Annotated in this window: 17 protein-coding genes; 10 read left to right on the forward strand and 7 right to left on the reverse strand. The window is 53.0% G+C overall.

Going from position 1 to position 23,626, the window contains the following annotated elements; translation table 11 throughout:
• The first annotated feature begins 66 nt into the window (after positions 1-66).
• Entirely contained in the window at positions 67-1,365 is a 1,299-nt protein-coding gene (gene eno, locus ABLV66_RS05165; protein WP_015369968.1) for a phosphopyruvate hydratase, read from the forward strand.
• Positions 1,366-1,432: 67 nt separating this feature from the next.
• Here the strand turns inward: eno and ABLV66_RS05170 are convergent, their stop codons facing one another.
• Positions 1,433-2,542: an SDR family oxidoreductase gene (locus tag ABLV66_RS05170; protein ID WP_348876990.1), complete on the reverse strand. Its 1,110-nt coding sequence runs from the start codon at positions 2,540-2,542 to the stop codon at positions 1,433-1,435.
• A gap of 511 nt (positions 2,543-3,053) precedes the next feature.
• Between ABLV66_RS05170 and queE the strand changes: the two genes are divergently transcribed.
• Entirely contained in the window at positions 3,054-3,725 is a 672-nt protein-coding gene (queE, locus tag ABLV66_RS05175; protein WP_047044321.1) for a 7-carboxy-7-deazaguanine synthase QueE, read from the forward strand.
• A 190-nt stretch (positions 3,726-3,915) separates the two neighbouring features.
• Positions 3,916-4,704, forward strand: a complete 789-nt coding sequence (locus tag ABLV66_RS05180; RefSeq protein WP_348876989.1) for an SDR family oxidoreductase — start codon at positions 3,916-3,918, stop codon at positions 4,702-4,704.
• Between the two features lie 66 nt (positions 4,705-4,770).
• Here the strand turns inward: ABLV66_RS05180 and queD are convergent, their stop codons facing one another.
• Complete coding sequence (gene queD / locus ABLV66_RS05185) at positions 4,771-5,136, reverse strand: 6-carboxytetrahydropterin synthase QueD (RefSeq protein WP_162866946.1); 366 nt, start codon at positions 5,134-5,136, stop codon at positions 4,771-4,773.
• Positions 5,137-5,453: 317 nt separating this feature from the next.
• On the opposite strand from queD, the gene cysJ reads away from it, so the two are divergent.
• The 3 genes from cysJ to cysH all read left to right on the forward strand — a co-directional run bounded on the left by cysJ (position 5,454) and on the right by cysH (position 9,801).
• Positions 5,454-7,253 (forward strand): NADPH-dependent assimilatory sulfite reductase flavoprotein subunit, encoded by a 1,800-nt coding sequence (gene cysJ / locus ABLV66_RS05190; protein WP_047044245.1) that lies wholly within the window; start codon positions 5,454-5,456, stop codon positions 7,251-7,253.
• Entirely contained in the window at positions 7,253-8,965 is a 1,713-nt protein-coding gene (cysI, locus tag ABLV66_RS05195; protein ID WP_015369975.1) for an assimilatory sulfite reductase (NADPH) hemoprotein subunit, read from the forward strand. Before cysJ ends, cysI begins: the two co-directional genes overlap by 1 nt.
• Positions 8,966-9,066: 101 nt before the next feature.
• Positions 9,067-9,801 (forward strand): phosphoadenosine phosphosulfate reductase, encoded by a 735-nt coding sequence (gene cysH, locus ABLV66_RS05200; protein ID WP_015369976.1) that lies wholly within the window; start codon positions 9,067-9,069, stop codon positions 9,799-9,801.
• Positions 9,802-9,852: 51 nt separating this feature from the next.
• Here cysH and ABLV66_RS05205 read toward each other — a convergent pair whose 3' ends face one another.
• From ABLV66_RS05205 to ecpA, 5 genes are read right to left on the reverse strand one after another with little or no spacing between them, the layout of a single operon-like run.
• A complete protein-coding gene (locus tag ABLV66_RS05205) occupies positions 9,853-11,547 on the reverse strand; it encodes a fimbrial adhesin EcpD family protein (protein WP_348876988.1) in 1,695 nt (564 codons plus the stop codon).
• 40 nt (positions 11,548-11,587) lie between these two features.
• Positions 11,588-12,277 (reverse strand): fimbrial biogenesis chaperone, encoded by a 690-nt coding sequence (locus ABLV66_RS05210; protein WP_348876987.1) that lies wholly within the window; start codon positions 12,275-12,277, stop codon positions 11,588-11,590.
• A complete protein-coding gene (locus ABLV66_RS05215) occupies positions 12,267-14,804 on the reverse strand; it encodes a fimbrial biogenesis outer membrane usher protein (RefSeq protein WP_348876986.1) in 2,538 nt (845 codons plus the stop codon). The genes ABLV66_RS05210 and ABLV66_RS05215 overlap by 11 nt, the downstream gene beginning before the upstream one ends.
• 23 nt (positions 14,805-14,827) lie before the next feature.
• Complete coding sequence (locus ABLV66_RS05220) at positions 14,828-15,496, reverse strand: EcpB family pilus assembly chaperone (protein WP_047044250.1); 669 nt, start codon at positions 15,494-15,496, stop codon at positions 14,828-14,830.
• A 56-nt stretch (positions 15,497-15,552) separates the two neighbouring features.
• Positions 15,553-16,143, reverse strand: coding sequence for a common pilus major fimbrillin subunit EcpA (gene ecpA, locus ABLV66_RS05225; protein ID WP_047044252.1), 591 nt, complete (start codon positions 16,141-16,143; stop codon positions 15,553-15,555).
• Positions 16,144-17,197: 1,054 nt separating this feature from the next.
• On the opposite strand from ecpA, the gene cas3 reads away from it, so the two are divergent.
• The 4 genes from cas3 (at position 17,198) to cas7e (ending at position 23,625) form a co-directional block, all read left to right on the forward strand.
• Positions 17,198-19,858 carry a CRISPR-associated helicase Cas3' gene (gene cas3 / locus ABLV66_RS05230; protein ID WP_348876985.1) on the forward strand — a complete coding sequence of 887 codons (2,661 nt, stop codon included), beginning with the start codon at positions 17,198-17,200 and terminating at the stop codon, positions 19,856-19,858.
• A gap of 597 nt (positions 19,859-20,455) precedes the next feature.
• Positions 20,456-22,012, forward strand: coding sequence for a type I-E CRISPR-associated protein Cse1/CasA (gene casA, locus ABLV66_RS05235; protein ID WP_348876984.1), 1,557 nt, complete (start codon positions 20,456-20,458; stop codon positions 22,010-22,012).
• The gene (casB, locus tag ABLV66_RS05240; RefSeq protein ID WP_047044258.1) at positions 22,009-22,551 is read left to right on the forward strand and encodes a type I-E CRISPR-associated protein Cse2/CasB; all 543 of its coding nucleotides are present in this window, start codon (positions 22,009-22,011) and stop codon (positions 22,549-22,551) included. The genes casA and casB overlap by 4 nt, the downstream gene beginning before the upstream one ends.
• An 18-nt stretch (positions 22,552-22,569) precedes the next feature.
• Complete coding sequence (gene cas7e / locus ABLV66_RS05245) at positions 22,570-23,625, forward strand: type I-E CRISPR-associated protein Cas7/Cse4/CasC (protein ID WP_047044260.1); 1,056 nt, start codon at positions 22,570-22,572, stop codon at positions 23,623-23,625.
• Position 23,626 lies beyond the last annotated feature (1 nt).

The raw sequence follows: 23,626 nt of genomic DNA on the forward strand, positions 1-23,626 counted from the left end.
CAATGCACCCAATTGGGTGCATTGTTTGTCTGGAGTTTTAGTTTAACTTGTACTGAGGAAAACCTAATGTCCAAAATCGTTAAAGTCATCGGTCGTGAAATCATCGACTCCCGTGGTAACCCGACTGTTGAAGCCGAAGTACACCTGGAAGGTGGTTTCGTCGGTATGGCAGCTGCTCCGTCAGGTGCTTCTACTGGTTCCCGCGAAGCGCTGGAACTGCGCGATGGCGACAAATCCCGTTTCCTGGGTAAAGGCGTAACCAAAGCTGTTGCTGCGGTAAACGGCCCGATCGCTCAGGCAGTCCTGGGTAAAGATGCTAAAGATCAAGCTGGCATCGATAAGATCATGATCGACCTGGACGGTACTGAAAACAAATCCAACTTCGGTGCGAACGCAATCCTGGCGGTATCCCTGGCGAACGCCAAAGCAGCTGCTGCTTCTAAAGGCCAGCCGCTGTTCGAACACATTGCTGAACTGAACGGCACTCCGGGCAAATACTCTATGCCGGTTCCGATGATGAACATCATCAACGGCGGTGAGCACGCTGACAACAACGTCGACATCCAGGAATTCATGATTCAGCCGGTTGGCGCGCCGACTCTGAAAGAAGCCGTACGTATGGGTTCTGAAGTGTTCCATCACCTGGCGAAAGTTCTGAAATCCAAAGGCATGAACACTGCAGTTGGTGACGAAGGCGGCTACGCGCCGAACCTGGGTTCCAACGCTGAAGCGCTGGCTGTCATCGCTGAAGCGGTTAAAGCAGCAGGCTACGAACTGGGCAAAGACATCACTCTGGCGATGGACTGCGCAGCTTCTGAATTCTACAAAGACGGTAAATACGTTCTGGCTGGCGAAGGCAACAAAGCGTTCACCTCTGAAGAATTCACCCACTTCCTGGAAGAACTGACCAAACAGTACCCGATCGTGTCCATCGAAGATGGTCTGGACGAGTCTGACTGGGACGGTTTCGCATACCAGACCAAAGTACTGGGCGACAAAATCCAGCTGGTTGGTGACGATCTGTTCGTAACCAACACCAAGATCCTGAAAGAAGGCATCGAGAAAGGCATCGCTAACTCCATCCTGATCAAATTCAACCAGATCGGTTCTCTGACCGAAACTCTGGCTGCAATCAAGATGGCGAAAGACGCTGGCTACACCGCTGTCATCTCTCACCGTTCTGGCGAAACTGAAGACGCTACCATCGCTGACCTGGCTGTTGGTACCGCTGCAGGCCAGATCAAAACTGGTTCTATGAGCCGTTCTGACCGCGTTGCTAAATACAACCAGCTGATTCGTATCGAAGAAGCGCTGGGTGAAAAAGCGCCGTACAACGGTCGTAAAGAGATCAAAGGCCAGGCGTAATCCTGACTTTTTGTGAAATAAAAATGCCAGTCTGCGGACTGGCATTTTTTTTATCCGCTATTTGCACTTACTTGAAATCGACGGCCATTTGCTGGGGGATCGAAAGCCCGCGGGTGGTTTGTACGCAGCGGTCGATATAATCGGTGAAACGCGGCGGTTTGGGCATGCCCATGCTCAGCAGCTTATCATTGCTGAAGCGGACGTTCAGCGTCGCGAAGGCGCCATACAGGCGCATCGCTTTGAGCATCAGGCGCTCGTTGCACGGGCCAAAAATATCCTTCAACTCACGGCGCATTTTAACCAGCGTCTCATAGCTGACCTGCGCGTATCGATCGCCTACCGGAGCCTGCTCCAGCGCTGAGGCCATCGCGCGATCGATTTCCGCAAATTTCACGCTGTTTTCTTCTCCGGCGGAGATATGCACCACTTCGCCGCGCGCCAGCGGGCGCTGTAATAACATCAGCAGCGCGTCGGCGCAGTAGTCGGCCGGGATAACATCAACGCGGTCTTCCAGGGAGCAGAGGAATTTTTGCAACATCAGCCCCATGCTGAACACCCAAAAAATGCTGCTGGAGGGCTGGCAACCGTGATGAGTATGACCAACGACGATAGAAGGGCGGGCGATGGCTAACGGTAACGTCGGGCACTGCTCCTGCATCAGGCGCTCAATCGTCGATTTGGAATGGGTATACTCCACCAGATGCTCGGCGTGCTCGCGGAATTCAGCGCTTTCAGCGACCAGCGAATCGGGCTCCGGGGTACAGGACATCGCGGTCCCGACGTGGAGAAAACGTTGTAGTCCAGCTACGCGGGACATCCGTTGGGCAAATTTGAACGTCCCTTCGACGTTCACTTTCCAGATGAGGGGGTTATTGCCAAATGAGGCGACGGCGGCGCTGTTGATAACGTGAGTGACCTGCTCCAGACGCGGGTCGCTCAGGAACGCCTCCGGGGATGACAAATCGCCGAGCAGGATCTGCCGGGTAGTTAATGCGGCCAGCTTCTCCTCTGCAATATTGAATTTACGCAGGTTTTCCTTCACCCGGGCCAGAGCCGCTTCATCGTTATTGGCTCGCACCAGGAGCAATAGATTAATCCCATTTTCGTTATTAAGGATATTTTCTAATACCGCTCCACCCAGAAATCCGGTAACGCCTGTAATTAATAATGTATTCATGAATGCAGTCTCTCATGGTTGGTCGACTGGATTCTAGGCGCGGAAAATTAAACGGAGATTAAATAAAAAATGCTGTAACCGTCGGTTTCTTAAGCTTATTTTAAGCTATGGAAATTAAGTGAATTGAATTGGACAGTATGCATAGATAAAAGATTCATTGTTTCATGTATCGGTTTGTACATCTTTGATTAATTGTGATTTTTTATCGATTTGGATAATCGTAAATAATGCTATTACGATCATGAAAAACATTATTTGTTACATCTTTATCCGCACGCAGATACTTCTGAAGAGAGTAATCAATGAACGGGTTAATGAGTGAGTGTGGCACATGCTAAAATAATACTTAATATATCGTAAATACATTTTGTGCTTATTTCATAGTTCGCTAACTAATATAAAAGAGGGTTTACGCCCCGCTGACCATGGGCTCAGGTAAGCGCAGCTGAGGACAAGACCTGAGCGCCTGAATCTGCGATAATACCTTTTTACCACCTGAACAGAGATGACTATGCAGTACCCGATTAACGAGATGTTCCAGACCTTGCAAGGCGAGGGTTACTTTACCGGCGTGCCTGCCATTTTTATTCGTTTGCAGGGATGCCCGGTTGGTTGCGCCTGGTGCGATACCAAACATACCTGGGATAAGCTGGCCGATCGGGAAGTGTCTCTATTTAGTATCCTCGCTAAAACCAAAGAGAGCGATAAGTGGGGCCCGGCGACCAGCGACGATCTGCTGGCAATCATTGGCCGTCAGGGGTGGACCGCCCGTCACGTAGTGATTACCGGCGGCGAACCTTGTATTCACGATCTTACGCCGTTGACCGACCTGCTTGAGCAAAACGGTTTCAGCTGCCAGATTGAAACCAGCGGCACCCATGAAGTGCGCTGCAGCCACAATACCTGGGTTACGGTCTCGCCGAAGGTGAACATGCGCGGCGGCTACGATGTGCTCTCTCAGGCGTTGCAACGTGCAGATGAAATCAAGCATCCGGTTGGCCGCGTGCGCGATATCGAAGCGCTGGATGAACTGCTGGAAACGCTGGCAGATGAAAAGCCGCGGATTATTGCATTACAGCCGATTAGCCAAAAAGAAGACGCGACGCGTCTGTGCATCGAGACCTGTATCGCCCGGAACTGGCGGTTATCCATGCAGACGCACAAATACCTTAACATCGCCTGATCCCCACTCTATTTGCCGGGTAGGTGGCTCACCGCCCGGCAGCTCTCTTCTTCATATATGAATTCATCTTCGCATTTGGCTCCAGCGCTGGGGTTGAGATACGCCGTCATGACAGCAATGCTATCATTGGCGCGTTAATTCAGCCGCTCAGGCGGGCTATTGATACGTTGACTTAAGGAATGAGTTAACCATGCAGCCAATTGATCGACCTACTGCCTTCTCTATGGACTTCTTCTCGCTCAAGGGGAAAACCGCTATCGTTACCGGCGGCAATAGCGGCCTTGGTCAGGCTTTTGCCGTCGCCCTGACGACAGCCGGCGCGAATCTGTTTATTCCCGCCCTGCGCGAAGAACATACTCAAACCCGCGAACTTATCGAACGGCAGGGCGTTGAGATGGAATTCATGCTGGCGGATATCACCGATGTCGGCATGCCGCAGCGGATTATCGCCACCTGCTGCGAGCGTTTTGGTACCGTTGATATTCTGGTGAACAATGCTGGTGTTTGTCAGTTGAATAAGGTGCTGCGCTTTGGTCGCACAGACTGGGATCCGATGATCGAAACTAACCTGACGGCGGCATTTGAGCTCAGCCACGAAGCCGCTAAAATTATGGTCCCGCGGCGAAGCGGTAAGATTATTAACATCTGCTCGGTGTTTTCTTATCTCGGCGGCAGCTGGTCGCCGGCCTATGCCGCCACCAAACATGCGCTGGCTGGATTAACCAAAGCCTACTGCGATGAGCTGGGCCCATATAATATCCAGGTCAACGGCATCGCGCCCGGCTATTACGAAACCGAAATGACCGCTATTACCCGCAGCATCCCAAAAGAGAACCGACGCGTGCTGGCGCATATACCCGCTGGCCGTTGGGGAGAAGCAGAGGATTTAATGGGCGCTGTTGTTTTCCTCGCCAGCCGGGCCTCGGACTACGTCAACGGTCATATTCTGGCGGTGGATGGCGGCTATCTGGTGCGCTGATTCACACGGCGTTGGATGAAATAGAAAACCGCCAGGGCAGCAGCCCGATGGCGGATAGGCAGGGAATTACTCGCCGCGATAGACGCAGCCTGCGGTGCAGGTCTCTTTCACCATTACCGCGCTCAGCAGAGGAACCTGCGGTTTCATTTGATCCCAAATCCATTTGGCCAGCACTTCGCTGGTGGGATTCTCCAGTCCTGGAATATCGTTCAGGTAATAGTGGTCTAAACGATCGTAAGTCGGTTTAAACGCGGCTTTCAGCTCGGCGAAATCCATGATCCACCCGGTATGGGGATCGACTTCACCGGTAATCTCCAGACGCACCATAAAAGAGTGACCATGCAGGCGACCGCATTTGTGGCCTTTCGGTACGTGCGGCAGGTGGTGGGCGGCTTCGAAGGTGAAATCTTTAAACAGCGTGGTGGACATCATTAACTCTCAACAGGACGAAAAAAACCGCCGTAGGGTACCGGAAAGTACATTTTTTAGCATTAACTAAAACGGCCCTGAACGCAAAATCACCATTTTTGCGCTTTTTTGTTGATTCAATTTCTTTCTTTTCAATGGATTAACTAATCGGTTTTGTTGTTAATAACTATAACTAAAACAGGTTAGTCCATTTGGTTATTTGTTATTTCCATCCCTTCTTTAATTGTTAGTATGCCCGCCGTTAACCTTACAATCTCTTCTGTTTTTGTCGCGCTGACAGGGCGTGAATAACAGCTTTGCTTACTGGAACATAACGACGCATGACGACACAGGCCCCACCTTCCAATCTGCTGCCGCTTAACCCGGAGCAACTGGCGCGCCTACAGGCGGCCACGACCGACTTTACGCCAACCCAACTGGCTTGGGTATCCGGCTACTTCTGGGGCATGCTGAACCAGCAGCCCGGCGCCGCGGTAAGCGCGCCCGCTCAGGCGGTAGAAGCGCCGGCCATCACCCTGATTTCCGCTTCGCAAACCGGCAACGCGCGTCGGGTTGCTGAAGCGCTGCGCGACGATCTGCAGGCCGCGCAGCTGAATGTGAAACTGGTGAACGCTGGCGACTATAAATTCAAACAAATCGCCGGTGAAAAACTGTTGGTCGTGGTGACGTCGACCCAGGGCGAAGGTGAGCCGCCGGAAGAAGCCGTCGCATTGCATAAATTCCTGTTTTCAAAGAAAGCGCCGAAGCTTGATGGCACCGCCTTCGCGGTGTTTGGTCTCGGCGATACCTCCTATGAGTTTTTCTGCCAGTCCGGCAAAGATTTCGACAGCAAACTGGCCGAGCTGGGTGGCGAACGCCTGCTCGATCGCGTTGATGCCGACGTTGAATATCAAGCCGCGGCGGCGGAATGGCGCGCTCGCGTAGTGGATGTGCTGAAGGCGCGCGCGCCGACGGCTGCGCCGGCCCAGCTTGCTACCAGCGGCGCGGTCAATGAAATTCACACCAGCCCATATACTAAAGAAGCGCCGTTGACGGCGACGCTTGCAGTGAATCAGAAAATAACCGGTCGCGACTCGGAAAAAGACGTCCGTCATATCGAGATCGATCTGGGTGATTCCGGCCTGCGTTATCAGCCGGGAGATGCTCTTGGCGTCTGGTACCAGAACGATCCGGCGCTGGTCAAAGAGCTGGTGGAGCTGCTGTGGCTGAAGGGTGATGAACCGGTCACGGTAGAAGGCAAAACGCTGCCGCTGGCGCAAGCGCTTGAGTGGCATTTTGAGCTGACGGTCAATACCGCCAATATTGTTGAGAACTATGCCACCCTGACCCGCAGTGAAACGCTGCTGCCGCTGGTCGGCGATAAAGCGCAGTTGCAGCACTACGCTGCCACGACGCCTATCGTCGATATGGTGCGCTTCTCGCCGGCACAGCTGGACGCAGAAGCCTTAATCGGCCTGCTGCGCCCGCTGACGCCGCGCCTCTACTCTATTGCTTCCTCACAGGCAGAAGCGGAAAACGAAGTTCACGTTACCGTTGGCGTCGTGCGTTATGACATCGAAGGCCGCGCCCGCGCTGGCGGCGCGTCCAGCTTCCTCGCCGACCGCGTGGAAGAAGATGGCGAAGTGCGTATCTTTATCGAACACAATGACAATTTCCGTCTGCCTGCTAACCCGCAAACCCCGGTTATCATGATTGGCCCTGGAACCGGGATCGCGCCGTTCCGCGCCTTTATGCAGCAGCGCGCGGCGGAAGGGGCGGAAGGGAAGAACTGGTTGTTCTTCGGCAATCCGCACTTCACGGAAGATTTCCTCTATCAGGTGGAATGGCAGAGCTACGTCAAAGAGGGCGTGCTGAGCCGTATCGACCTGGCCTGGTCCCGCGATCAACAACAAAAAATCTATGTACAGGACAAACTGCGCGAGCAGGGGGCTGAAGTGTGGCGTTGGATTAACGACGGCGCCCATATTTATGTCTGCGGCGATGCCAATCGTATGGCGAAAGACGTCGAGCAGGCGTTACTGGAAGTGATTGCCGAATACGGCGCGATGGACGCCGAAGCGGCGGACGAATTTTTAAGTGAGCTGCGCGTTGAGCGCCGTTATCAGCGAGATGTCTACTAATGAGCGAAAAACATCCTGGCCCGCTGGTGGTCGAAGGTAAACTCTCTGACGCCGAGCGTATGAAGATCGAGAGTAACTACCTGCGCGGCACCATTGCGGAAGATTTAAATGACGGCCTGACCGGCGGTTTTAAAGGCGACAACTTCCTGCTCATCCGCTTCCACGGCATGTACCAGCAGGACGACCGCGATATTCGCGCGGAACGCGCGGCGCAGAAACTGGAGCCGCGCCACGCGATGCTGCTGCGCTGCCGTCTGCCGGGCGGCGTTATCACCACCAAACAGTGGCAGGCGATCGATAAGTTCGCCGCGGATAACACCATCTACGGCAGTATTCGTCTGACCAACCGTCAGACTTTCCAGTTCCACGGTATTCTGAAGAAGAACGTGAAGCCGGTACATCAGATGCTGCACTCCGTTGGCCTGGACGCGCTGGCGACCGCCAACGACATGAACCGCAACGTGCTGTGCACCTCGAACCCGTTTGAGTCGCAGCTGCATGCCGAAGCCTACGAGTGGGCGAAGAAGATCTCCGAGCATCTGTTACCGCGTACTCGCGCCTATGCTGAGATCTGGCTGGATCAGGAAAAGGTCGCCACCACCGATGAGGAACCGATCCTCGGCCAGACCTATCTGCCGCGTAAATTCAAAACGACGGTGGTGATCCCGCCGCAGAACGATATCGATCTGCACGCCAATGATATGAACTTCGTGGCGATTGCGGAAAACGGCAAGCTGGTTGGTTTTAACCTGCTGGTGGGCGGCGGTTTGTCTATTGAGCATGGGAATAAGAAAACCTATGCGCGAACCGCTAGCGAATTTGGCTATCTGCCGCTGGAGCACACTCTGGCGGTGGCGGAAGCGGTCGTGACCACCCAGCGTGACTGGGGTAATCGTACCGATCGTAAAAACGCGAAAACCAAATATACCCTCGAGCGCGTCGGCGTGGAGACCTTCAAGGCGGAAGTTGAGCGCCGTGCAGGGATCAAATTCGAGCCGATTCGCCCTTACGAGTTTACCGGCCGCGGCGATCGCATCGGCTGGGTTAAAGGCATCGATAATAACTGGCACCTGACGCTGTTTATTGAGAATGGCCGTATTCTGGATTATCCGGGCCGCCCGCTGAAAACTGGCCTGCTGGAGATCGCGAAGATTCACAAAGGTGAATTCCGCATCACCGCTAACCAGAACCTGATCATCGCCAGCGTACCGGAAGATCAGAAAGCGCGGATCGAGAAACTGGCGCGCGATCATGGCCTGATGAATGCCGTCACGGCGCAGCGTGAGAACTCGATGGCCTGCGTGTCGTTCCCGACCTGTCCGTTAGCGATGGCTGAAGCCGAGCGTTTCCTGCCATCGTTTATCGACAAAGTGGAAGAGGTGATGAGCAAGCACGGCGTCGGTGATGAGCATATCGTAACCCGCGTCACGGGTTGCCCGAACGGCTGCGGCCGCGCGATGCTGGCGGAAGTTGGCCTGGTAGGGAAAGCGCCTGGCCGCTATAACCTGCATATCGGCGGCAACCGTAGCGGGACGCGCATCCCACGGATGTATCGTGAAAATATCACCGAGCCGGAGATCCTTGCTTCGCTCGACGAGCTGGTAGGGCGCTGGGCGAAAGAGCGCGAAGCGGGTGAAGGCTTCGGCGACTTTACGGTGCGTGCGGGCATCATTCGCCCGGTGCTCGATCCAGCGCGTGATTTCTGGGAATAACCTGAATTGCCGGATAGCGGCATGAATGCCTTATCCGGCCTACCATTCGCGTAGGCCTGATAAGCGAAGCGCCATCAGGCAAGGCACACAGTGAGGAATCTATGTCCAAACTCGATCTAAACGCGCTGAACGATCTGCCTAAAGTAGAACGCGTAATGGCGCTGGCGGAAGTTAACACTCAGCTGGAAAAACTCAGTGCCGAAGAACGCGTGGCATGGGCGCTGGAAAACCTGCCCGGCGACTATGCGCTCTCTTCAAGCTTTGGTATTCAGGCAGCGGTCAGCCTGCATCTGGTGAATCAGCTGCGCCCGGACATTCCGGTGATCCTGACCGATACCGGCTATCTGTTCCCGGAAACTTATCAGTTCATTGATGAATTAACCGAGAAGCTCAACCTGAACCTCAAAGTCTACCGGGCGACGGAAAGCGCCGCCTGGCAGGAAGCGCGTTATGGCAAACTGTGGGAGCAGGGCGTTGAAGGCATTGAGAAGTACAATGAAATCAACAAAGTTGAGCCGATGAACCGGGCGCTGAAGGAGCTTAATACCCGAACCTGGTTCGCTGGCCTGCGCCGCGAGCAGTCCGGCAGCCGGGCGCATTTGCCGGTGCTGGCTATCCAGCGCGGCGTCTTTAAGCTGCTGCCGATTATCGACTGGGATAACCGGACGGTTTATCAGTATCTGCAAAAGCACGGCCTGAAATACCACCCGCTATGGGAGCAGGGGTATTTGTCCGTCGGCGACACTCACACCACCCGTAAATGGGAACCCGGTATGGCGGAAGAAGAGACCCGCTTCTTTGGCCTCAAGCGCGAGTGCGGATTGCACGAAGGCTAATTATCCGCGCTGAGGCATGATAAATGTTTGGCGGCGAGGGGCGCCAAACATTTAATCAATATCGCGCCACGTGGCCTGGACGTGAATCTCTCCTGAGGCGCTGACGTCGCCATACCACTCGTTGTTATCCAGCGTTTTCTGCGAAATATCATCATTCATGGGAATCGAAAACTTCACCGTGGCTTTATCCATAACGCCGGGTTCGCCGGAGATATCGGTCCATGCCGAGGTGAGCCACAGCGCATCGGTCATATCGCGCCAGCTGCCGTCGCAGCCGACATCGTAGGTGTTGATGCTGCCATCCTGTTTGGTGAAGGAAAGCGTGGCCGGGAAGGGGACCTTAATGCTGCTGTCGTCGGCGCTGAAGATACAGTAGGCGCGGCCGTTAATTTGCTGCGTCGGTCCGGTGGCTTTAATCAGCACTTCGTCGGCGGCGGTTTTGCCGCTGGAGGTGACAATGTAGTTAAAGTCCAGCGAGGGTTCATCACGGCCAACGTAGCCTTCGCGCGACGGGGCGTCGCTGTAGTCTTCAGAGGAGATATTGATGCTGAATTCGCGGGGCTTGATTTCCAGCGAATTGGAGGTGTTGAAGTCGTAAACGGCGCCAGCTGATTTTGAACCAGGCATACCGCTCCCGGAAAAATTGTATAGGCGGAAAAATAGCAGGTTTCGGCTGTCAATATCGCTCATGCCCAAGGCGACCATCCGTTTAAAAAAGTTATCTGCAAAAAATAAATAAATTGAACTGGAGGAGCCCATTTCATTGAGATCATAGTAGTAATGATTATTGTATAAAGCATCATTTGTTGAACTGGTATCGCCTATTATTTTCCAGTTATTTCCATCGAGACTAAACTGGATATCCCCCTCCGTTATTGCCGACGATAGAGAACTATTGTTTAAGACGGGAGTAAAGCGAATTCTGTCATTATTTTCACCATTAGCCTGCAGTGAGTAGCTGACCATTTTGCAGGCCAAACCAGAGCGATTGCCCACGGTCTGCACCCGGCAGTTGGTATTACCTTCCCCCGGTGTTGGAGTTCCGTCGCTGTTGATAAAAACTTCATCCACGGCGTTGGTATTAATTAATCGCAAGTGTGCGCTTTTGGTAAAGGTAGCCTCCGATGCATACCAGTTTGTTCTATCATCATTCTGGTCTTTACAGCGTTCGCCTGAGCTTGGATCGTAATTTGCTCTGGTGCGGCATTCATTAATAATGAAGGATAGAGTGCTGCCGGTACCCATTTGAAGCAAATACTGATAAAACGAGTTTGATAACATCCCATTAATCACAGGATTAGGATCGTCTTGTGAAGCGGGAGCACCGTAGTATCCTTGACTATCGGTTACCGAGCTTGAAATGACATAGGATGAGCAACCAGATTGCGAGCGGCTGCACGGTTTACCCAGTAAAGGGTATGAAATCGGCGAATTTTCCAGCCACATATCTACGAACATCCCGGAGTAAACGCCCAGGGTATCAGTGGCAATATATCCCAGAGAATACTGGTAAAAAGCGCCCCCTCCGCTATCGGTATCCAGCGTTTGTACCCAATTGTTACTCCCTCCCATTTCTGGAAAACCGTACATATAACTAGTGATGAAGTAGTTCCCATCAATTTGGTCATCAACGAAGACAAACGATGTCGACATATTGGAACCAATATTTTTTGTCGCCGCCCCGGCAATTGGCGCGTACAGCGCCGCGCTCAGCGCCATTAACCCTACTAGTCCTTTAAGTTTCATACTGGCCTCCTGCCATTGCGCGCCGCTGTGCTGGGGTATTTCACTTCAGCGGGCAGTCGTCGGTTATTTTGATAAATTTTTCGTTATAGACGATATAGTGGTTGCCCGGCTGGCGTAGCCCCGGCTGGCGGACGACATCGCCGGGGCGCAGGTACCAGGCGTCGCCTTCTTCTTCCGTGGTGCTGCATCCCGGTTTAATCAGCAGTTTGAACCAGGTATTGCCGGTATTGCTGAGGGCGCCGCTCGCCCGGTCGAGGGTCCATTTAAAGTGCGCGTCGCGCGGACGCACTACCAGGATGGTGTCCATTACCACTACCGGCTCCATGCTAACGCCGGCTCCCGATGCCTTACGCGCCACGTGGTTAAAGGAGGGAACTTCGCGAAACATGACGCGGTAATAACGTTCGCGGTTATCCTTCGGGCCGTGGTAGTAAAATTTGAAATATTCGCCTTCCCCGGCCTGCAGGGTCATCTGCCGCGGAGCGAACAGCAGTTCGCCGTCCGCCGGGCGGGATCGCACCTCTTTGCCGCCGGGGCGTTCGATGGCGCTCACCGCTACCTGATACAGGCGCGAGCTTTTGTTGTTGTTCAGCACCCGTTTGGCGACAAACGCCGCCTCCGGGGAGAGGGAGAAGGTCAGATTGCCGACCGACATCGCCTGCGCGGCCAGCGGCAGCAGGCAAAGCGCCGTCGCCAGCGCTGCGAGCCGTAGTAATCCCTTAACTTTCATTCTGGTCTTCCTCCCCCTGCACGCCCGCATAGCTCTGCAAACCGCTGCACACGACGTCGCCGACCCATACTGCGCCGCGCGCCTGGTTCAGGTCCAGCGCCACTTCGCAGCTCTGTCCTTTGCCGTAGTTAAAGTCGATGACCGGGAATTTCTTATCAATATCCATTACAAACTCGCCGTTATCGTCGGTGCGGGTACGTCCGATATGGTTGCTGATGTAGGCGTTCGTCAGCAGGCTGCCGTCCTCGGCGCGGATGCGCCCGGACACCGTCACCATCTGCTTTACTTCCGGCTCCAGCACCGCCACGTTACCTGGATAGAGCGTCAGGCGGCTTTTACGCCCGCTGACGATGTCGTAGCTGTCCAGCGAGTTTTTGCTGTTCTGCAGTTCCACTTCATAACGGTTGTACGGCGACAGCGGCAGATAGTTACGATTGCCGGAGAGCTGCACGATGCGGCCGTTAACTTTGGCGCTCAGCTGACCATCGTCCTCAAGCCCGGTATGGAAAATCACCCCGGCGTTGCCGTCGGTGCGGCCGCTGGCGGCGATATGTTTACCCTGCCAGCCGAGGCTACCGCTGGCGCTCAGGTTGGTGTTGACATAGCCGTCGGCGCCGCTATTGACGTTCAGCGTACCGTTGGCATAGCGGGTCTCGAACTGCGCATAGGCGCCGCCGCTGAGAGTTTTGTCATCGCCGGTATTGTTGGAAATCGCCCGTGACAAATTGGCGCCGATGGTACGAATTGGGCCTTCTTTAAAGCGCTTACGCGCCGAGAGGTTCGCGGTTGAATAGCCGTTCTGGTGCGACATACCGGCGCTTAGCCAGTTGCCCAGCGGCAGCGATAGGTCGAGGGCGATATATTTCCCGGTATCGCTGCCGCTATTGCTGCTGCTTCCTGAGTTATTAAAGCGCTGGATCCCGGCGCGCAGACCCAGAGAGCCGAACGAGCCGCTATAGATAGTCTGATAGTAATCGGCGGTATAGTAGTGGCTGTTGTTTTCTCGGTCGTCGTTGTAGCTGATGCTGAAAGTACCCAGTTTCGACCACAGCGAACCAAGGTTTAACGAGCCGCCAATGGCCCGGTTATCGGCATCGCTACGGCGCAGCGTGTCGCCAATTGAGGTTTTCTCCTGGTTGACCCATATGGAGCTGAAACCGCCCGGCAGCGTAGCGCTCACGCTGCTGATGGCGCTCCATGAGCCGTCGCTGGCCGCCATATTTTGCAAATTGACATTAATGGAGTTGGTTAGCGGCAGGGTAAAGCGCGCTTCAGCTACCGCGCTGGTGTCGTAACCGTAGCCTGTTGCCGCCCAGCTTAAGGTGCTGATGGCGCCCGAGGAGGACACGCCGGCCAGCCAGGTGTCTTTCGGCTCTTGTGTTTTTCTACCGCTTTGCGACCAGCGATCCATATGGAAGCTGCCGCCCCACACCTGCCAGGCCAGCGGCGCTCCCGCGCCGCGCCCGCGGCTGAACAGCTTGTTTACTCGCTGCGTGCGTTTGCTGACCGAGCGGCCGTTAATAATGACTTCAACTTCAATATCGTAGATCCCGTAGGGCAGCCCGCGGGTATCGACTTCGTGGTTACCCATCGCGAAGTTCTGCACGCTGAGCAGTCGTCCATCGCGCTTCAGGTGTACTTCACCGGCGGCGGATAAAAAGGCGACTATTGGGGTGACCGACTGGCTGTTATCAAATACCGTAGAGCTGGCCTGGTTCCCCCAGGAGACGCCATAGATTTTACCCGCGGAAATGGCGGTCATTGGGCCGAGCGACTGTAAATTCCAGGTGTCGAGCATACCGCCGGCAAAACGATGGCCAGCGAAATCGCGTTCGTACATTGCTTTATACAACTGCTGATTCTGATTGCTGGTCCCGGCGCCGTATATCGAACCGTCCAGCACGAGATGGTGTTCGCGGAATGCGGTAACGTTATTCAACGATAGATAGCTGGAGGTGCTGTCGCCGCCGCCGTTCATCTGGTTATTGTAGACTCCGAGGTTGTAGGTCAGGCTACTGCTCAGGCTATCCATGCTGGATTGGCCGATATCCTCGCTGCGCGAGCGCAGCACGGTGCCAAGCGCCTCTTTTTTCACCACCAACTGCAGCAGCAGCCGGCGCAGGTCGAACTGAATTTTCGCGTCGGCCGACAGCGGGATGCTCAGTGATTTGTTAAAAGGTTCATCCGCCATTTGCGTCAGCGCTTGCCTAATCTGATCGCTGACGGTGGCGTTTTGCTCTTTATCTTCCAGGCGAATTTGTCGCAGGCGCACCTTGCCGTTATCCAGCCAGATAAAAGCGCTACCGATGCGCTGGTCGTCCTGCGTGCCAGTATTGCTTTCGAGATGAATAAACAGCGGCAAGCTCATGCCGTCTTGCAACGCTACGCGAAACGTTTGGGGAATAATAACGCCGCCAATTTGCGAAATTTTTTCAGCGTCAGCCATAACGAAACAGGGAGACGAAAACACGACAATTCCAGACGTGATTAATACACGACGTCCATGACGATTCCATATTGAGGACATATCCCTATCCCGTGGTTATTAATCTATTTTACCGGTACAAACTGCTCACCCTGCCACAGCGCGACTCGCCCTTTGTTATCTGCGACATTCACGCGGGTGAAGCGGCGTTCTTTGCCCGGCATCAGAAAATAGCTCTCTTTGCATTCCTTACCGTCAGCGGCTTTCAGGCAGGGGCCATAGGCCAGGATGCGCAACGTGGCGTTACCGGTATTGGTCATTAAGCCGTTGTTATACTGATAGCGGAAGTTCACCTTGCGTGGCGCGACGACCAGAATGGTACCGATGCGGGCGGAAGCCGTGGCTACCGCATTGCGCCTGGCGCCGGTTTTTTGCGCGTCGCCCAGGGCCTGATCGAACCAGACGATGCGGTAATAACGCTCCTGGTCATCGGCAGGGCCTTTATAGAAAAAGCGGATTTGTTCGCTGCTCTTTGCCGGCATCAGCAGGCTGGCGGGAGTTTGTAGTACTTCATCTCGCGATGACATAGGGATCACGCGGCCATCTTCCAGCGGGGAAGAGAGGCGTTCAAGCTGGATCGTAATCAGGCGACCGCTATCGGTTGTATTCTTAACTTCTTTACTTAATGTACTGCTGCCGCTGTTCATAAAAGAGGAAATATCCCCCACGTCCAGCGCACTGGCGGGGGCGATCCCGCTTAAAAACAGACAGACTGCCAGAAGACGACATTTCATATGAATTCATCCATGAAAAAGCAGGGGAGCGACCCCTGCTTATGCAATACAAAAAATCAGCTGGTCCAGGTTGCGTCGAACTGCACGCTAACGTCGCCGCTCCAGATACCTTCCGGCAGAGTGCTGTAATCAGTTACAGCAGTTTTACCGTCGGAGGTACCGCCATTGATGGAGAAGGTGAAGCTGTCCTGGGCGCTGGTACGGCCCGCGGTGTTATAACCGTTGGACAGGGCGCTCAGGTTACCGCCCAGAATATTGTTCGCGGTATCGATCATCACGGTATCGGAAGCCTTATCAATGGCGGTGCCGTTGTAATCGATACCCACGCTCAGGGTGGAACCGGAAGTATCCAGCTGAGTCAGGGTGTTGGTCAGCAGACGAGAAGTTAGTTTGAAGCCAGTTGCAGTGGTGTCGCCTTCAACGGTGACGTCATACAGACCTTTCTGAGTGTTAAAGCCTTTGATGCCGTCAGCATACTGGAAAGTCAGGCTTCCCAGCGGAGTGACAACCAGTTTGCTGGTGGTATCTTTTTTCGCGGTTGCGGACCAGGTGGCAACGGACTGCGCGGTGACGCTTGTTGCCGCCTGAGCCACACCCATACCTGCAAATGCAGCGACCAGAGCTATAGCAAGAACCTTTTTATTCATAACAATTCATCCTGATTTAAAATTAAGGGCCGGAGCCTTAGATTACGCATTAGTCATTAATGCGCGGTAATACAAATGGCTAAGTTATCTATCTAGAGAGTACTAAAAGGCCGGGCTATCTAATGTTGTATAGCCCTTTATCCCAGAGCTTGAGATATATGGTTATGTTTAATTCAATGAACAATGTTAATTAAGTTTTATGTATTGCTAATATCGTTTTACATGAATTTTATATTTCATCTTATACATTTAAATAATTGGTTTTATTTTCTATGATTGGTTTTTATGCTTATTCTTTAAATGTTTCTCAAATTGAACATGGGGTTGGTTACGAAAATTAACATTTGTCTCGATGAGATAAAATGTATTCGCTTAACATGAACAAGTCAATGTGATGCCTTCATCAATATTGTGATGCAATCACGCATGTTTATGATTAGGGATAGAGGTATATGAATTTTTATTTATTAACTTCCATTTTATTTTTGTCACGTGCTGTTAAATGTCTTTTATTTCAAAAGGATGTATGTGATTATTTGTTCGTTAGTTTTACGGGTTGTTCGTTTTTCTTAAATTCACTTTAGTACGTTGAATTGTTTTCCTTGCTTTGCTTTTATTTTTTCGTGAAATGTATTTAAATTAAATTAGTTATCAGGAGTATATTGACGACGAAGGATGGTGGGTGATTTCTATTGCCAGTAATAATCTGAGTGAATGTTTTTGTAAATGATATTGCTATGCGTTAATTTATAATCCTGAAATTTGAATGGTTGAGTTTTGTGAATTTGGAGGCAAAATTTGGCTATCACTTCATCTTTATATTAATGACGTTGCGCTGTTGGATATTTAGGCTGATTCATATCATTTTTAATGAGAGTGTCTATTTGCCTGGCCACAATATTTGTGTTGGTACGGTTGTTTGATTGGTTTTATGAATGTTATATGGCTGTTTATGTGTGTGAATAATAAGTAATTATATTGAGGGAGGTCATCTTTTTAATGGTTTAAAAGAGTAAATTGCATATTCGATTTTTATTATATCACTGGATATGCCGTGTCAATTTATAAGTACTGGGGGAAAACCCGACGGGGAGATGCCGGCGGCGGCGACGATTATCACCTGCTATGCTGGCATTCTCTGGATGTAGCCGCGATGGGCTACTGGATGGTAAAGAATAACATTTATGGCCTCGCGGATTATTTTCGCCGTCTGGGCCTCACCGATATTGAGGCTGCCGCTCAATTCTTTGCCTGGTTATTATGCTGGCATGACTGTGGAAAGTTTGCCCGTTCCTTCCAGCAACTCTATACCAATGACCATCTTGCCGCGGCTGTCGAAAGCCGTCGGGACTATGAAACAATACCGCATTCAACGCTGGGTTACTGGTTATGGAACACTCGTTTAAGCGAATGCCCTGAACTATTCCCTAACTCCCGGCTCCCAACGCGTAAGCTTAAACGCGTAATTGCTATGTGGATGCCGTTAACCACCGGGCACCATGGGCGTCCACCGGTGGGGATGCGCGATCTGGATAATTTTCTTCCCGCTGATATTGAAGCGGCGCACGACTTTCTGTTGGCCATTAAGACGCTGTTTCCGCAAGTTAATATTCCGCCGTGCTGGGATGACGATGAAGGTATTGAACAGTTCAACCAGCTGTCGTGGTTTATTTCCGCTGCGGTCGTGCTGGCCGACTGGACGGGCTCATCGACCCGCTTTTTCCCGCGAGTTTCCCAACCCATGCCGCTGGAGATTTACTGGCGGAAGGCATACTCGCAGGCGGAACAGGCGATGAACGTTTTTCCGCCTGCAGCGGCGGTTGCGCCATTTACGGGAATAGACGCGTTATTTCCTTTTATTCAGCATCCCACACCGCTGCAACAGGCGGTACTTGAACTGGACATCAGCCAGCCGGGGCCGCAGTTGTTTATCCTTGAGGATGTTACCGGCGCAGGTAAAACGGAGGCGGCGTTAATTCTGACCCACCGTCTGATGTCTGCCGGAAAGGCGCAGGGTCTGTTTTTCGGTTTGCCGACCATGGCTACGGCCAATGCCATGTTTGAGCGTTTGGCTCAATCGTGGCTGGCGCTCTATCAACCCGGTGCGCTTCCAAGCCTGATGCTGGCGCACAGCGCACGCGGCTTGATGGATAGCTTTAATCAGACCATCTGGTCCGGCGATTTCTCCGGTTCGGAAGAGCCTGATGATGCTCAACCTTTTAGCCAGGGCTGCGCCGCATGGTTTGCCGATAGCAATAAAAAAGCGCTGCTGGCGGAGGTCGGCGTCGGCACGCTCGACCAGGCCATGATGGCGGTAATGCCTTTTAAACATAATAATCTGCGGTTGCTGGGGCTTGATAATAAAGTGCTGCTGGCCGACGAGATTCACGCCTACGATGCTTATATGTCGCGGATTCTGGAAAGCCTGATTGAACAACAGGCGCGCAGCGGCAATTGCGTCATTCTGCTTTCCGCTACGCTATCGCAACAGCAGCGCGATAAGCTTGTGACCGCCTTTAGTCGCGGCAGCGGCTATACCGCTGATGCGCCGTTATTGGGTTATGAAGACTACCCCTGGCTGACGCAAGTCGCAGGTCAGGAGATTATTTCCCGCCATGTTGCGACCCGCAAAGAGGTCGAGCGCAGCGTAGATATCGGCTGGCTGGATAACGAAGAGGTCTGCCTTGCCCGTATCGAGCAATCCGCCAGCGAAGGGCGCTGTATCGCCTGGATACGCAATTCAATCGACGACGCCGTGCGTATCTATCGTCAACTGCTGGCGAGAGGCGTGATTCCCGCCGAAAAAATCTCTTTATTTCATAGCCGATTCGCCTTTTATGACCGCCAACGAATTGAGACGGAAACGCTATCGCAATTTGGTAAGCGCGGTTGCTCGCTGCGGGCGGGAAGGGTGCTCATTGCCACCCAGGTCATAGAGCAGAGCCTGGATATCGATATGGACGAAATGATCTCTGATATCGCGCCTATCGATTTACTGATTCAGCGCGCCGGCCGCCTACAGCGCCACATTCGCGATCGTCACGGTCGACTGAAAGACGGCGGAGAGGATGAACGTGCGGCGCCGCAGTTAATGATCCTCGCCCCGGAATGGGATGATGCGCCGCAGGAAGAGTGGCTGACCAGCACGATGCGCAACAGCGCTTATATCTATCCCGATCATGGCCGTCTGTGGCTGACGCAGCGTGTTTTGCGACAGCAGGGGGCCATTCGGATGCCGCAATCTGCCCGATTGTTGATTGAATCCGTTTACGGGGAAGATATCGCCATTCCGGACGGATTAGCGAAAGCAGAGCAAACGCAAGAGGCGAAATATTACTGCGATCGCGCGTTTGCCCATCAAATGCTCCTGAACTTTAAGCCGGGATATAGCCCCGATAGCAGTGATTTCCTGGCTGACAAACTCTCGACCCGCCTGGCGGAAGAATCAGTCACGCTGTGGCTGGCGAAAAGCGAAGGTGGACAATTGCTGCCATACGCCTGCGGCGCGCATCCGTGGGAAATGAGCATGTTGCGGGTACGCGAAAGCTGGTGGCGTAAACATAAGTCAGAATTCGCGCTTCTGGACGGCGAACCGCTACAGCGGTGGTGCGTAGAGCAGCACCAGAACCCGGATTTCGCCATCGTGATTATGGTAACGGATTCGGCGGAATGCGGTTATTCGGGAAATGAGGGGATGATTGGTTTAGCTGAATAAATGGCCCGGAACCTTACGGCTCCGGGCTATCCTCACGCTAGTGAGGAACGTTTTATAACGCAAGCTTGCCAATAACTTGGTTTATCCCCTTTAGAGGAACGATACCAGTTTATCAAACGGTTTTATTTAAAAACAAATTAATCGAACTAAAAATTATTTTGCAATGTGCGGTTGGTATCTAAATAAATCCCTGAGGCCATGAACGTATTAGTGTTATGTAGTCATTGATTTTATTTATGGGTGGTTTTCTATGAATAATTAAGGTGAATCAATTACTTCGTAATACTTAGTTTCTGTTTTTTATTATGAGTTAATGGCACGCTAAAGTCATTGAGGTTTGTGGAAATAGGTATATGCTTTTTCCCATTGAGTGCATTAAAAAGGGATTTTAATTATGTGTTTTTATTTTTTATAAAACTTGTTTCTTGTATCACTCTGTTGAATGAATTTCTGGAAAACTCCGAAAGGCTAAATATTTTTTTAAAAGTGCCGTTCGTATATCAGGAAAAATAAAAATTCTGATCCAGATAAATATGAAAGTATCGTAAGGGATGACTGACCATAGATATAGATGGTTATCGTTGCGAGAGGATAAGTATGGTTTCGCTATCACTTTTAACAACCCCCTGGCTTCCGGTCCGTTATCGCGATGGCACCACGGGTAAGCTGGCGCCGGTCGGGTTGGCGGATGAAAACGTGGTGGATATCGCCGCCACGCGAGCGGATTTACAAGGCGCTGCCTGGCAATTTCTGTTAGGGCTGTTGCAGAGCGCGATGGCGCCCAAAAACCGCAATGGTTGGGAAGATATCTGGGAAGATGGGTTATGCGCGGAGACGCTCGCCGCGGCATTAGCGCCGCTGGAGGCTGCCTTCCAGTTTGGCCCGGATGCGCCCGCGTTTATGCAGGATTTCGATTCGTTAGTGGGGGGCGAGATACCGATTGCCTCTCTGTTGCCGGATGTTCCTGGCGCGCAGACCACCAAATTCAATAAAGATCATTTTATCAAACGTGGTGTGACCACATCCTTTTGCCCGCACTGCGCGGCGCTGGCGTTATTCTCACTGCAGCTTAATGCGCCCGCTGGCGGCAAAGGCTACCGCACCGGGCTGCGCGGCGGCGGGCCGCTGACCACGCTGATTGAACTGCAGGAGTATGAAGGTGAGCGTCTCACCCCACTGTGGCGCAAGTTGTGGCTCAACGTGCTACCGCAGGATGCCGCGGATATGCCGTTACCTGCCTCCTGGGATGAGTCCATTTTCCCATGGCTTGCCCCGACGCGCACCAGTGAGCAGGCCAGCGCCATCACCACCCCTGCGCAGGTTAATAAGTTGCAGGCGTACTGGGGAATGCCGCGCCGTATCCGTCTGGATTTCGTCGCCACCCGGCGAGGGACCTGTGATATCTGCGCCAGCGAAAGCGATACGCTACTCAGTCAGATGGCGGTCAAAAACTACGGCGTAAACTATGATGGCTGGCGCCACCCGCTCACGCCGTATCGCCTGGCGCTGAAAGGCGACGGCGGATTCTTTTCCGTCAAACCACAGCCCGGCGGGCTTATCTGGCGCGACTGGCTGGGGCTAAGCCAGGACAATCAAACGGAAAACAACAGCGAATTCCCGGCCCTGGTCGTCAAGGCGTTCAACGCGCGTGGCCTCAACAATATAAAAGCCGGCCTGTGGGGATTCGGCGCCGACTTCGACAACATGAAGATTCGCTGCTGGTACGAACACCATTTCCCGCTGTTGATGGACGAAAGCACGATCCCGCATTTACGCAAAGCCACGCAAACCGCCATACGCCTGCTAAGCCTGCTGCGCAGCGCGCTCAAAGAGGCGTGGTTTGACGACCCCAAAGGCGCGCGCGGCGACTTCAGCTTTATCGATATCGATTTCTGGAACCAGACCCAGCCGCGCTTTTTGAATCTCATCAACGAACTGGAGGATGGCCAATCCGTACAGGAGCGGCTGGATAGATGGCAAAGCGAGTTGTGGTTATTCGTTCGTCGCTGCTTTGACGATCGCGTCTTTACCAATCCCTATGAAAACAACGATCTGGCGCGCTGCATGACCGCGCGAAAAAAATATTTCGCTACTTCGGACGAAAAGAAGAGTGCAAAAGCCGCCAGGCCTAAAAAGCAGGAGGCTGCGCAATGAATGTTGTAAGTGATGAACATAAGGCCACGCTGCGTCAATGGCATGAAGAGCTGCAGGAGAAGCGTGGGCTGCGGGCCAGCCTGCGGCGTAGCGCGACGCTGAACGATGTTTGCCTGTCGGAAGGATTCCGCTCCCTGATGATGCAAACGCATTCTCTGTGGAATACCGAGGGGAAGGAGTGGCGCTTTACCGCGTTGGCGCTGGTGGCGGCGCTGGCGGCGCAGGTGAAAACAATTGATGAACGCCAGACGTTCGCCGCTCAACTGGGACAGAAAACGGGTGATAACCCGGTGATGTCGAGGCTGCGGTTCGCTCGGCTGTCGGCGGTCAAAACCCCGGACGAACTACTTCGCCAACTGCGCCGCGCGGTAAGTCTGCTGCACGGCTCAGTCAATTTGTTGTCGCTGGCAGATGATGTCTTTCGCTGGTGCCGGGAACAAAACGATTTACTGAATCACCGCCGCCGTCAGCAGCGGCCAATCGAATTTATCCGTATCCGCTGGGCGCTGGACTATTACCAGGCCGGCGATGCCGAATGATTTTAAAAGGAACTTCAAATGACGACTTTTATTCAGCTTCACTTACTGACCGCTTATCCTGCCGCTAACTTGAACCGCGACGACACCGGTGCGCCGAAAACGGTTGTGCTTGGCGGCGCGACCCGCTTACGCATCTCATCGCAGAGCCTGAAACGCGCATGGCGTACTTCCGAGCTTTTTGAGCAAGCGCTGGCGGGTCATATTGGCATCCGTAGCGGCCGCATTGCCCGTGAAGCCGCGGAAATTCTGGTAAAAAGCGGGATTGAGCCAAAGAAAGCGGTGGATTACGTCAAAGCTATCGCTGAATGCTTTGGCAAAGTGAAAACTAAAGCGGATCAAAACGATCCGCTGAAGTGTTCTGAAACTGAACAGCTGGCGCATATCAGCCCCGCAGAGTTTGACGCAGTGAAAGCGCTGGCGCATCGCCTGGCGGAAGAAAAACGTGCAGCAACCAAAGAGGAAGCGGCGCTGCTGCGCCACGACCGCATGGCGGTGGATATTGCTATGTTTGGCCGCATGTTGGCGGATCAACCAACCTATAACGTTGAGGCTGCCTGCCAGGTGGCGCACGCTTTTGGCGTTAGCGAAACCATTGTTGAGGACGATTTCTTTACCGCGGTGGATGATTTACGCGCGGCCTCTGAAGATGCTGGCGCAGGCCACTTAGGCGAAACGGGTTTTGGCTCGGCGCTGTTTTATACCTATATCTGCATTGATAAAGATCTGCTGGTAAAAAACCTCAATGGTAATGAAGAACTGGCGAACAAAACGCTACGCGCTTTCACCGAAGCGGCGCTAAAAGTCTCTCCAACTGGCAAACAGAATAGCTTCGCCAGCCGCGCCTACGCGTCCTGGGCGCTGGCGGAAAAAGGCACCGATCAACCGCGCTCACTGGCGGCGGCATTTTATCAGCCCATTAATGGCGGCGATCAGCTGGATGTCGCGGTGCAGCGCATTACGACCCTGCAGGAAAATATGAATACGGTCTACGGGCAGCAGACGGCATTTCAGCGCTTCGATGTAATGAATAAGCAGGGAAGCATGAACGACGTGCTTGATTTCATCTGCGCGTAAG

Origin of the sequence: Klebsiella sp. CN_Kp073, assembly GCF_040065495.2 — a bacterium.
Lineage (GTDB): Bacteria > Pseudomonadota > Gammaproteobacteria > Enterobacterales > Enterobacteriaceae > Klebsiella > Klebsiella aerogenes.

Excerpts from the sequence above, each read along its gene's own strand:
- eno (WP_015369968.1), top strand. The coding sequence starts at position 67 with ATGTCCAAAATCGTTAAAGTCATCGGTCGTGAAATCATCGACTCCCGT.
- ABLV66_RS05170 (WP_348876990.1), bottom strand. The coding sequence starts at position 2,542 with ATGAATACATTATTAATTACAGGCGTTACCGGATTTCTGGGTGGAGCG.
- queE (WP_047044321.1), top strand. The coding sequence starts at position 3,054 with ATGCAGTACCCGATTAACGAGATGTTCCAGACCTTGCAAGGCGAGGGT.
- ABLV66_RS05180 (WP_348876989.1), top strand. The coding sequence starts at position 3,916 with ATGCAGCCAATTGATCGACCTACTGCCTTCTCTATGGACTTCTTCTCG.
- queD (WP_162866946.1), bottom strand. The coding sequence starts at position 5,136 with ATGATGTCCACCACGCTGTTTAAAGATTTCACCTTCGAAGCCGCCCAC.
- cysJ (WP_047044245.1), top strand. The coding sequence starts at position 5,454 with ATGACGACACAGGCCCCACCTTCCAATCTGCTGCCGCTTAACCCGGAG.
- cysI (WP_015369975.1), top strand. The coding sequence starts at position 7,253 with ATGAGCGAAAAACATCCTGGCCCGCTGGTGGTCGAAGGTAAACTCTCT.
- cysH (WP_015369976.1), top strand. The coding sequence starts at position 9,067 with ATGTCCAAACTCGATCTAAACGCGCTGAACGATCTGCCTAAAGTAGAA.
- ABLV66_RS05205 (WP_348876988.1), bottom strand. The coding sequence starts at position 11,547 with ATGAAACTTAAAGGACTAGTAGGGTTAATGGCGCTGAGCGCGGCGCTG.
- ABLV66_RS05210 (WP_348876987.1), bottom strand. The coding sequence starts at position 12,277 with ATGAAAGTTAAGGGATTACTACGGCTCGCAGCGCTGGCGACGGCGCTT.
- ABLV66_RS05215 (WP_348876986.1), bottom strand. The coding sequence starts at position 14,804 with ATGTCCTCAATATGGAATCGTCATGGACGTCGTGTATTAATCACGTCT.
- ABLV66_RS05220 (WP_047044250.1), bottom strand. The coding sequence starts at position 15,496 with ATGAAATGTCGTCTTCTGGCAGTCTGTCTGTTTTTAAGCGGGATCGCC.
- ecpA (WP_047044252.1), bottom strand. The coding sequence starts at position 16,143 with ATGAATAAAAAGGTTCTTGCTATAGCTCTGGTCGCTGCATTTGCAGGT.
- casA (WP_348876984.1), top strand. The coding sequence starts at position 20,456 with ATGGTTTCGCTATCACTTTTAACAACCCCCTGGCTTCCGGTCCGTTAT.
- casB (WP_047044258.1), top strand. The coding sequence starts at position 22,009 with ATGAATGTTGTAAGTGATGAACATAAGGCCACGCTGCGTCAATGGCAT.
- cas7e (WP_047044260.1), top strand. The coding sequence starts at position 22,570 with ATGACGACTTTTATTCAGCTTCACTTACTGACCGCTTATCCTGCCGCT.